This is a genomic window from Streptomyces sp. NPDC058877 (genome assembly GCF_042742855.1).
GTDB lineage: Bacteria > Actinomycetota > Actinomycetes > Streptomycetales > Streptomycetaceae > Streptomyces.
Window position 1 is genome coordinate 21894 of the sequence record NZ_JBHYMF010000077.1, and the last position, 10070, is coordinate 31963.

The 10070-nt window shown below is 70.5% G+C and carries 10 protein-coding genes; 5 read left to right on the forward strand and 5 right to left on the reverse strand.

Annotated features, from left to right (window positions below; translation table 11 throughout):
- Positions 1 to 67 precede the first annotated feature (67 nt).
- The 4 genes from ACFW2Y_RS19265 to ACFW2Y_RS19280 form a co-directional block, all read right to left on the reverse strand.
- Positions 68 to 958 carry an amino acid ABC transporter permease gene (locus ACFW2Y_RS19265; RefSeq protein ID WP_384880364.1) on the reverse strand — a complete coding sequence of 297 codons (891 nt, stop codon included), beginning with the start codon at positions 956 to 958 and terminating at the stop codon, positions 68 to 70.
- Entirely contained in the window at positions 955 to 1629 is a 675-nt protein-coding gene (locus ACFW2Y_RS19270) for an amino acid ABC transporter permease (protein WP_384880367.1), read from the reverse strand. The genes ACFW2Y_RS19265 and ACFW2Y_RS19270 overlap by 4 nt, the downstream gene beginning before the upstream one ends.
- A 120-nt stretch (positions 1630 to 1749) precedes the next feature.
- Positions 1750 to 2571 (reverse strand): glutamate ABC transporter substrate-binding protein, encoded by an 822-nt coding sequence (locus ACFW2Y_RS19275; RefSeq protein WP_384880370.1) that lies wholly within the window; start codon positions 2569 to 2571, stop codon positions 1750 to 1752.
- Positions 2572 to 2624: 53 nt separating this feature from the next.
- Positions 2625 to 3410, reverse strand: a complete 786-nt coding sequence (locus ACFW2Y_RS19280) for an amino acid ABC transporter ATP-binding protein (protein ID WP_384880372.1) — start codon at positions 3408 to 3410, stop codon at positions 2625 to 2627.
- A gap of 298 nt (positions 3411 to 3708) precedes the next feature.
- Here ACFW2Y_RS19280 and ACFW2Y_RS19285 point away from each other — a divergent pair, with 298 nt between their 5' ends.
- Entirely contained in the window at positions 3709 to 4422 is a 714-nt protein-coding gene (locus tag ACFW2Y_RS19285; protein ID WP_384880375.1) for a response regulator transcription factor, read from the forward strand.
- Positions 4423 to 4440: 18 nt separating this feature from the next.
- Positions 4441 to 5871: an ATP-binding protein gene (locus ACFW2Y_RS19290; protein WP_384880378.1), complete on the forward strand. Its 1431-nt coding sequence runs from the start codon at positions 4441 to 4443 to the stop codon at positions 5869 to 5871.
- Positions 5872 to 5899: 28 nt separating this feature from the next.
- Here ACFW2Y_RS19290 and ACFW2Y_RS19295 read toward each other — a convergent pair whose 3' ends face one another.
- Entirely contained in the window at positions 5900 to 6898 is a 999-nt protein-coding gene (locus ACFW2Y_RS19295) for a TAXI family TRAP transporter solute-binding subunit (RefSeq protein ID WP_384880388.1), read from the reverse strand.
- A 456-nt stretch (positions 6899 to 7354) separates the two neighbouring features.
- Between ACFW2Y_RS19295 and miaB the strand changes: the two genes are divergently transcribed.
- The 3 genes from miaB to ACFW2Y_RS19310 are packed head-to-tail and all read left to right on the forward strand — an operon-like array spanning position 7355 to position 10028.
- The gene (miaB, locus tag ACFW2Y_RS19300) at positions 7355 to 8848 is read left to right on the forward strand and encodes a tRNA (N6-isopentenyl adenosine(37)-C2)-methylthiotransferase MiaB (RefSeq protein ID WP_384880390.1); all 1494 of its coding nucleotides are present in this window, start codon (positions 7355 to 7357) and stop codon (positions 8846 to 8848) included.
- 43 nt (positions 8849 to 8891) lie between these two features.
- Complete coding sequence (locus ACFW2Y_RS19305) at positions 8892 to 9200, forward strand: hypothetical protein (protein ID WP_384880381.1); 309 nt, start codon at positions 8892 to 8894, stop codon at positions 9198 to 9200.
- Positions 9201 to 9254: 54 nt separating this feature from the next.
- On the forward strand, positions 9255 to 10028 hold the full coding sequence (locus ACFW2Y_RS19310; RefSeq protein WP_384880384.1) for a class III extradiol dioxygenase subunit B-like domain-containing protein: 774 nt from the start codon (positions 9255 to 9257) through the stop codon (positions 10026 to 10028).
- Positions 10029 to 10070 lie beyond the last annotated feature (42 nt).

Genomic DNA, 10070 nt, shown 5'->3' on the forward strand with positions numbered 1-10070 from the left:
CGGTGCGGTCGACCTGGTGTCGATGCCGCTCAGGCCCACCCCGTGGGTGTCATGGACCCCTCTGGGATCAGGTGCCGCTGGTTGCTTCCGACTTCACCTCGGGGGCTCCCGCCTGGACGGGGAGGGGGACCGAGGGTGACTTCCGCCCCTGCCGCAGTCGCTTCTCCAGACGGGCGGCGAGGCTGGTGAGGAGGAAGTTGATGGTGATGTAGATCAGCGCGATGACCGTGAGGGTGGCGATCGTGTTGGCGCCGTAGTTGGCCGTGATCTGCCGGTTCTGGCTGAGGAGCTCCGCGAAGCCGAGCATCGCACCGCCGAGCGCGGTGTCCTTGACGATCACGACGAGCTGGCTGACCAGGGCGGGCAGCATGACGGTCACGGCCTGCGGCAGCAGCACGTGCAGCATGGTCTGCCCCTTGCGCATGCCGAGCGCCACGGCCGCGTCGCCCTGACCCCTGGGCAGCGAGAGGACTCCGGCTCGGACGACCTCGGCGATCACGGAGGCGTTGTAGAGCACCAGACCGGTGACGACCGCGTACAGCGGGCGGAAATCGGAGCTCACGGTGGTGAACTCGCGGTAGGCCTGGTTGGCGAACACCATCAGGAGTAGTACCGGGATGGCGCGGAAGAACTCCACCACCATGCCGACCGGCACGCGCACCCAGCGGTGGTCGGAGAGTCGACCGATGCCGAGGGCCGCGCCGAGCGGCAGCGCGATCACGATGGAGAGCGCGGCGGCCTTGAGGGTCTCGGTGATCCCCGGCAGGAGGTAGGTCGTCCAGACCTCGGAGTCCGTGACGAACGGGCTCCACTTGTCCGCGTCCAGCTGGTGCTTGGCCGCAAGGGCGGCGAGCACCCACCAGGCCACGAGGGCGAGCACCACCAGGAAGGCGATCGTGTAGAGGAGGTTGCGCCGCTTCGCGCGCGGGCCGGGGGTGTCGAACAGGACGGAACTCATCGCTTCACCGCCAGTCGTTTGGCCACCCAGCCCAGGAGCAGGCCGGTGGGGAGGGTGAGGACGATGAAGCCGAAGGCGAAGATGCCGAAGACGGCGAAGAGCGCGTCCGCCTCGTTCTCGATCATTTCCTTCATCAGGAAGGCCGCCTCGGCGGCGCCGATCGCGGCGGCCACGGTGGTGTTCTTGGTGAGGGCGATCAGGACGTTGGCGAGCGGGGCGATCGCGGCGCGGAAGGCCTGCGGGAGGACGACCAGGCGGAGCACCTGGGTGAAGCTGAGGCCCAGCGCGCGGGCGGCTTCCGCCTGGCCCGGCGGGACGGTGTTGATGCCCGAGCGGAGCGCCTCGCAGACGAACGTGCCAGTGTAAGCGACGAGTCCGAGGACGGCGAGTCGGAAGCCGATGCTCTCGGAGCGGTCTCCGCCGAGCGTGACGAGCAGGGTCTGGTTGAGTCCCAGCAGGCAGGCGACGATGACCACCGTCAGCGGGGTGTTCCGGACGATGTTGACGTACCCGGTGGCGAAGCCGCGCATCACCGGGACGGGGCTGACGCGCATCGCGACCAGGGCGGTGCCCCAGAGCAGCGAGCCGATCGCCGAGTAGAGGGTGAGCTGAGCCGTCACCCAGAAGGCGCCGAGCAGGTCGTACTGCCCGGAATCAAGAAAGTCGAACACGATGCCCCGCGCTCTCCCCTGGTGGTCGGTCGGTGTGGAGGCCGCCGCGTGGGCGGTGGCCGGTGCCGGTGCGACGGCCGCCCGAGCGGGGGCGGCCGTCACCGCGGAGACGGGGGCGGATCAGTCCTCGATCGCCGGGGCCGCCTCGGACTTGTAGCCGGAGGGCCCGAAGTGGGTCTGGACGAGCTTCTCCCAGGTGCCGTCGGAGACCATCTTCTTCAGCGCCTCGTTGATCTTCCCGCGCAGTTCCTCGTCGCCCTTCTTGAGGCCGATGCCGTACTTCTCGTCGCTCATCCGGAGGCCCGCGAGCTTGAACTTGCCCGCGTGCTCCTTCTGCGAGGCGTAGCCCGCGAGGATCGAGTCATCGGTGGTCAGGGCGTCGACGGCCTTGTTCTCCAGGCCGGTGAGGCACTCGGAGTAGCCGCCGAGCTGCTGGAGGTCGGCCTGCGGGGCGAGCTTGTCCTTGACGTTCTGCGCGGAGGTCGAACCGCTGACCGAGCAGAGCTTCTTGGAGTTGAGGTCCTCGACCTTGGTGATCGAGTTGTCGTCGGATCGCACCAGCAGGTCCTGGTGGGCCAGGAAGTACGGACCGGCGAAGTCGACCTCCTTCTTGCGCTTGTCGTTGATCGAGTAGCTGGCGACGACGAACTTCACGTCACCGTTCTTGATCAGGTTCTCGCGCTCGGCGCTGGGCGCCTGCTTGAAGTTGATCTTGTCTTCGGAGTAGCCGAGCTCCTTGGCGACGTAACGGGCGACGTCGACGTCGAAGCCGGCGTACGTGCCGTCCGGGGTCTTCAGGCCGAGTCCCGGCTGGTCGAACTTGATGCCGACGGTGATCTTGTCGCCGTTGCTGCCGGAGTCGGAGCCGCCGCCACAGGCGGTGGCGGTCAGGGCGAGGACGACGGCGGCTGCGGCGGCGGCGGAGGCCTTGCGAAGCTTCATGGAGGAAAGTCCCTTGAGTAGACGTGAGTTGGGAAGAATAGGTCCGAACTCGCTCAGTGGTGAAGGATCTTGGAGAGGAAGTCCTTGGCCCGGTCGCTGCGCGGGTTGCTGAAGAACTCCTCGGGCGCCGCCTGCTCGACGATGCGGCCGTCGGCCATGAAGACGACCCGGTTGGCGGCGGAGCGCGCGAAGCCCATCTCGTGGGTCACGACCACCATGGTCATGCCGTCCCGGGCCAGTTGCTGCATGACCTCCAGAACCTCGTTGATCATCTCCGGGTCGAGGGCCGAGGTCGGCTCGTCGAAGAGCATCACCTTCGGGTCCATCGCGAGGGCGCGGGCGATCGCCACGCGCTGCTGCTGGCCACCGGAGAGCTGGGCGGGGTACTTGTCGGCCTGGGTGCCGACCCCGACCCGGTCGAGCAGGGTGCGAGCCTTCTCCTCGGCGGCCTTCTTCTCCGTCTTGCGGACCTTGATCTGGCCCAGCATCACGTTCTCGAGCACCGTCTTGTGCGCGAAGAGGTTGAACGACTGGAAGACCATGCCGACGTCGGAGCGCAGGCGGGCGAGTTCCCTGCCCTCCTGGGGCAGCGGCCTGCCGTCGATGGTGATCGTTCCGGAGTCGATGGTCTCCAGTCGGTTGATGGTGCGGCACAGGGTCGACTTTCCGGACCCGGAGGGTCCGATGACGACCACGACCTCGCCGCGGGTGATCGTCAGATCGATGTCCTGGAGGACATGCAGCGCACCGAAGTGCTTGTTCACGTCGGACAGTACGACCAGGTCGTCCGCGGCGTGCGCGGTGTCCTCGGGGCCTTTGGACACTGACTCTCCGCTCATCGGCCTTTTGCTCCGTCCTCCTCGGTTGGGGAGGACACTAGAGACCCGATGTGATGAGCGTCATCACATCTGAGCGGAAATTGAGGATAACGATACGGCTTCAAACGGACACACCGTGTGAACGTGACACCGGTGGCCGTACCGGGTGCATAACAGAAACAGGGGTGCAACAGGTGGGCACTTGACGGGGACGCCGACGATCGGTGTTCATGCCCTGGTACCACCTGGTACACAGAAGGGCCGCCACCGGCGGATCGCCACGGACCGCACCACGATCACCACCACGGAGGAGGTACGCATGCGACTGCTGCTCGTCGAGGACGACGACCACGTCGCCGCCGCGCTCTCCGCGATCCTCGCCAAGCACGGCTTCGCCGTCACCCACGCCCGCAACGGCGAGGAGGCGCTGCAGGCCGTGCTGCCCACGGCACAGGGCGAGCGCCCCTCGTACGGAGTGATCCTGCTCGACCTCGGCCTGCCCGACCAGGACGGTTACCAGGTCTGCGGTCGGATCCGGAAGCTCACCACCACCCCCGTGATCATGGTGACCGCGCGCAGCGACGTGCGCTCCCGGATCCACGGCCTCAACCTCGGCGCCGACGACTACGTGGTCAAGCCCTACGACCCCGGCGAGCTCCTCGCCCGCATCCATGCCGTCAGCCGGCGCAGCACCGGAACCGAGGAACCGGCCGGTGCCCCGGGAGTCGTCGACGGGACCCTGTTGCAGCTCGGCCCCGTCACCGTCGAGCTGCCCACCCGGCGCGTCAGCGTCGACGGTGAGAGCGTCCCGCTGACCCGCAAGGAGTTCGACCTGCTCGCCCTCCTCGCCCAGCGCCCCGGCGTCGTCTTCCGCCGCGAGCAGATCATCAGCGAGGTGTGGCGGACCAGTTGGGAGGGGACCGGCCGCACCCTGGAGGTGCACGTCGCCTCCCTGCGCTCCAAGCTGCGGATGCCCGCTCTGATCGAGACCGTGCGGGGCGTCGGCTACCGCCTCGTCGCCCCCGCCGCCTGACCCCGGACGGCTTCCCGCGTGCGCACCCGACTCCTTCCGCTGCTCATCGTGCTCATGGCCGGAGTGCTGCTCGCCCTCGGTTTCCCGCTCGCCGCCAGCCTTGCCGCCTCCGAGCAGCAGCGGGTCGTCGTCGACCGGCTCGACGACGCCGCCCGCTTTGCCGCGCTGGCCCAATTCGTCAGCGAGAACAACTTCGGCACCGATGAACGGCGGATCACCCTCCGCGGCGAACTCACCAGCTACCACGACGTCTACGGCATCCGCGCAGGGGTCTACTACCGCGACAACCGGGCGATGGCCGCGGCCCCCGAAGACTGGGTCGTCCCGTACGAGGGGGAGGCCCGGCGCGCCTTCAACGAGGCACTGCTCGGGCGCCGCAGCCATGATCCGCCGCAGGTCTGGCCCTGGCAGCGGGACGCCGTGCTCAGCATCGCCTCGCCCGTCGTCCGCGACGGAGACGTCGTCGCCGTCGTCGTCACCGACTCGCCCACCGGGCGGCTCCGCTCCGAGATCCTGCGCGGCTGGCTGCTGATCTTCGTGGGCGAGGCCGCCGCGATGATGCTCGCCGTCGGCGCTGCCTTCCGGCTCACCGGCTGGGTGCTGAGGCCGGTCCGGGTGCTCGACGCCGTCACCCACGACATCGCCACCGGCCGGATGAACTCCCGTGTGGCCGCCACCGGTGGACCTCCCGAACTGCGCCGTCTCGCAAGCTCGTTCAACGAGATGGCCGATCACGTCGAGGACGCGCTCGAACAGCAGCGGGCCTTCGTCGCGGACGCCTCCCACCAACTGCGCAACCCGCTGGCAGCCCTGTTGCTCCGGATCGAACTGCTCGCCCTGGAACTTCCCGAGGGCAACGAGGAGATCGCCTCCGTCCGGACCGAGGGGAAGCGCCTCGCCCAGGTCCTCGACGACCTGCTCGACCTCGCCCTGGCCGAGCACACGGCCGCCGAGCTGAGGCTCACCGACGTGGGAGCACTCGCCGGGGAGCGGGTCGCTTCCTGGCGCCCGGTCGCCCGGGACAAGGGCGTCGCCCTGACCGCAGAGTGCGCGGCGGTGACCGCTTGGGCGGATCCGGTGGCCCTCTCCAGCGCGCTCGACGCGGTGATCGACAACGCACTCAAGTTCACCCCGCCCGGCAAGGAGGTCGTGGTCGTGGTCGCGCTCGCCCCCGGTGGGGCGGGCGTCTCCGTCGTCGTGGCCGACCACGGCCCCGGCCTCACGGAGGAAGAGCTCGCCAGGGTCGGTGACCGCTTCTGGCGTTCCGGCCGGCACCAGAACGTCAAGGGCTCGGGTCTCGGCCTCTCCATCGCACGCGTCCTGCTGACGACGGGCGGCGGCGGCATGGTCTTCGCCCCGAACGAGCCGCACGGACTCCGGGTCACGGTCACCGTCCCGCGGCACGCACCCGCCGAGCGGGAGGCCGGTCAGGGCTCCGGCGGGCGTTGACGGAGGGAAGGGCCGGGAGGCGCGGAGGTCAGGGCTTCACCGAGCGGTAGTAGCGGCGGGCGCCGTCGTGGAGCTGCAGGGGATCGGTGTAGACGGCGGTGCGCAGGTCCACCAACTGGGCCGGATGGACCTGTCGACCGATTCCGTCCCGGCTCCTGATCACCGTGCGGGTGAAGCCCTCCACCAGGTCCTCATCGGCGTCCACCGTGGTGACCAGAAGGTTCGCCACCGCCAGGGTCTCCACCGACTGTCCGTCCTGCGCCTTCGCATAGGTGTCCGCCGGGATGAGCGCCGACCGGTAGTGCCGGGTCGACTCGCCCACGTCGTGGAACCCGTCGACCAGGTCGGCGTCCAGCGGGAGCAGCCGGATCGGGAAGCGCTCGGACAGCGTCTGCATCGCCTGGGTGGGCAGGCCGCCCGACCAGAAGAAGGCGTCGAGGCGGTCCTGCTCCAGGAGCACCGGCATGGTGTCGATGCCCGCCGAGACCGGTACGACGTCCCGGTCGGGGGTCAGGCCCGCTGCCGCGAGGACCCGGTCGGCGATCAGCCGCACCCCGGAGCCGTCCTGCCCCACGCCGACCCGGAGCCCCCGCAGGTCCTTCACGCTCCGCACCGACGAGCCCTTGCGCACCGCGAGCTGCACGTAGTCGTCGTAGAGCCGTGCACAACTGCGGAGCCGCTCGAAGCCGGGCAGGCGGTCGCGCTGGTACTGGGCCACGGCGTCGGCCGTCGCAATGGTGAAGTCGGCCTCGCCGGTGGCGACCCGGGCCAGGTTCTGCTGGGAGCCCTCGCTGTCCTCGAGCGCTATCGAGACCTCGGGCAGGTCCTGGGCGAGGGCCTGCTGGAGGAGCTTCCCGTACCGCTGGTAGACGCCGGTGGGCACCCCCGTGCTGAAGGTGACGGAGCCGCTCGGGGAGGGGGCGCCGTACGGGTACAGCCACCAGGCCAACACCCCGCACAGCGCGAGCAGCGCGGCCGGGAGCACCAGGGCACGGCGGCGGGCGGCACGGGAGAGCGAGGCGAGCATGCGGCGATCCTGCCAGCTCACCGCCTTCCCTGACCAGGCTCGTCGGGGCGCCGGATCCCGGTGTGCTCCGCCGAAGCGGTGAGCGGTCCTTCCGGAGCGAGCGGCACCGTGTGTCCTGTCGGGCCCCACGGGCACCTGCGGCTAGCGTCGGAGAACGTTCGGTGATCTTGAGGACCGTCCCCTGTCCGCTCCTGGCACCCCCTTCCGAGCCCGCCGAACGGCCCCCCGTCCCCAGGGGGCAGCACACCCGCGTCGAATCCGTCGGCACGTCCCGTGCCGACGGGGCCCGTCCCGCCCGTTCGTCGCCGCTCCGGAGGAGCGTCCCCCTCGGGCCGCCCCGTCGTCCCCGGACCGCGACGCCGCGAGGCCCGGGAACGCGAGGGAAGGCGCACTGCTGGGCCCCCTTACCCTTGAGGCATGACCAGCAGCAGTGACCGGGCCGGAGCGGTGGACGAAGTGGGCGTTACTCGAAGCTACGAGATCCGCACCTACGGGTGCCAGATGAACGTCCACGACTCCGAGCGGCTCTCCGGTCTGCTGGAAGAGGCGGGCTACGTCCGTGCCCCCAAGGGCGCGGACGGCGACGCCGACGTCGTCGTCTTCAACACCTGTGCGGTCCGTGAGAACGCCGACAACAAGCTGTACGGCAACCTCGGCCGACTCGCCCCGATGAAGACCGCGCGTCCCGGCATGCAGATCGCCGTCGGCGGCTGCCTCGCGCAGAAGGACCGCGACACCATCGTCAAGAAGGCCCCGTGGGTCGACGTGGTCTTCGGCACGCACAACATCGGCAAGCTGCCCGTCCTCCTGGAGCGCGCCCGCGTCCAGGAGGAGGCGCAGGTCGAGATCGCCGAGTCGCTGGAGGCGTTCCCCTCCACGCTGCCGACCCGCCGCGAGTCCGCGTACGCGGCCTGGGTCTCGATCTCCGTGGGCTGCAACAACACCTGCACCTTCTGCATCGTGCCCGCCCTGCGCGGCAAGGAGGAGGACCGCCGCCCCGGCGACATCCTCGCCGAGATCGAGGCACTGGTCGCCGAGGGCGTCTCCGAGATCACGCTGCTCGGCCAGAACGTCAATGCGTACGGTTCGGACCTGGGCGACCGCGAGGCCTTCTCCAAGTTGCTGCGTGCCTGTGGCGAGATCGAGGGCCTGGAGCGGGTCCGCTTCACCTCGCCGCACCCCCGGGACTTCACCGACGACGTCATTGCGGCCATGGCCGAGACGCCGAACGTCATGCCGCAGCTGCACATGCCGCTCCAGTCCGGCTCCGACTCGATCCTCCGCGCCATGCGCCGCTCCTACCGGCAGGAGCGCTTCCTGGGGATCATCGAGAAGGTCCGTGCGGCCATTCCGCACGCGGCCATCTCCACCGACATCATCGTGGGCTTCCCCGGCGAGACCGAGGAGGACTTCGAGCAGACCCTGCACACCGTCCGCGAGGCCCGTTTCGCGAACGCCTTCACCTTCCAGTACTCCAAGCGCCCCGGGACCCCGGCGGCGACCATGGAGGGACAGATCCCGAAGGAAGTCGTGCAGGCGCGTTACGAGCGTCTGGTCGCCCTCCAGGAGGAGATCTCCTGGGAGGAGAACAAGAAGCAGGTGGGCCGCACCCTGGAAGTCATGGTCGCGGAGGGCGAAGGACGCAAGGACGGCGAGACCCACCGCCTTTCCGGCCGTGCCCCCGACAACCGGCTCGTCCACTTCACCAAGCCGACCGAGGACGTCCGCCCCGGCGACGTGGTGACCGTCGGGATCACCTACGCCGCCCCGCACCACCTGCTCGCCGAGGGGCCCGTCGTGTCGGTGCGCCGCACCCGCGCGGGCGACGCCTGGGAGAAGCGCACCGCAGCGGTCGCCGCCAAGCCGGCGGGCGTGTTGCTCGGCCTTCCGAAGATCGGTGCCCCGGAGCCGCTGCCCGCGGTCGACACGCCGGCCTGCGGGAACCACTGACACGGGGGCGCGCGCGCCACACCGGACGCCGAAGGGGGAACACATGGGGAAGTGGGTCGTCGTCGCGCAGTTCGTGTCGGGGGACTCGTACCTGACCGAGGTCGTCGCCCGGCTCTCCGGCACCCGGGAGGACGCCCGCAGAGCCATGCGGGCCGCCACCCGGACGTGTCGGGCGCCGATGCGGGAGAAGTGGCGCGAGGTGTACCGCCTCCCGGGCGGGGACGGCTACCTCGTCATCGTCAAGGGGGCCGCGACCCTCAGCGAGGTCACCCTGAGCATCGCAGAGATGGTCTACGACTCGACCGACCCGACCGTCGAGGCGGCGGCCGGAGAGGAAGAAGCCGTCGTCTGATCCTCCGCCGGCCGGGCCCCGGAGATCGGACCGCCGGGCAGTAGGCTGCGGATCATGCTTGTCGCCGCTGCCGTCTGCCCCTGCCCGCCGCTCCTCGTGCCCGAGGTCGCGACCGGCGCCGCCCCCGAGCTGGACGCCGCCCGGGCGGCCTGCGTGGACGCGGTCGGACTGCTCGCCGCCGCCCGACCCGAGCGGCTGTACGTCGTCGGGCCCGCCCCGGCGGACGCCCACGGCACCTACCCGGGCGGTACGACGGGCTCCTTCGCGGGCTTCGGCGTGGATCTCTCCGTGTGTCTCGGTGAGGGCCCGCCCGGGAGCGGCGCCGACCGTTCCGCAGACACCGCCCCCCTCGCCGGAGGCGCCGGGAAACTCCCCGAGGACCGTGGAACCCTTCCCCCTTCCCTCGCCGTCGGCGCCTGGCTCCTCACCCGCACCCGCTGGGCCGGCGCACCGGTCGAGGGCCTGGGGGTCGACGGGGCGGCCACGCCCGACCACTGCGCCGGCGCCGGCCGTGAGCTGGCCGCCTCCGCCGAGCGGGTCGCCCTCCTCGTCCTGGGCGACGGCAGTGCCTGCCGGACCGTGAAGGCCCCCGGCTACCTGGACGAGCGGGCCGCCGGCTTCGACGCCGAGGCCGCCCGAGCGCTGGCCGCGGCGGACACGGCTGCGCTGCTCGCGCTGGACGCCGGGCTCGCGTCCGAGCTGAAGGCGGCCGGCCGGGCTCCCTGGCAGGTCCTTGCGGGTGCTGCCGAGGGCGCCGGGCTCGACGGCCGACTGCTCTTCCAGGACGCTCCGTACGGCGTGGGGTACTTCGTCGCGGCCTGGTCCTGAACGACGGCGCCGACCGTACGGCGGACGGCCACGGAACACGAT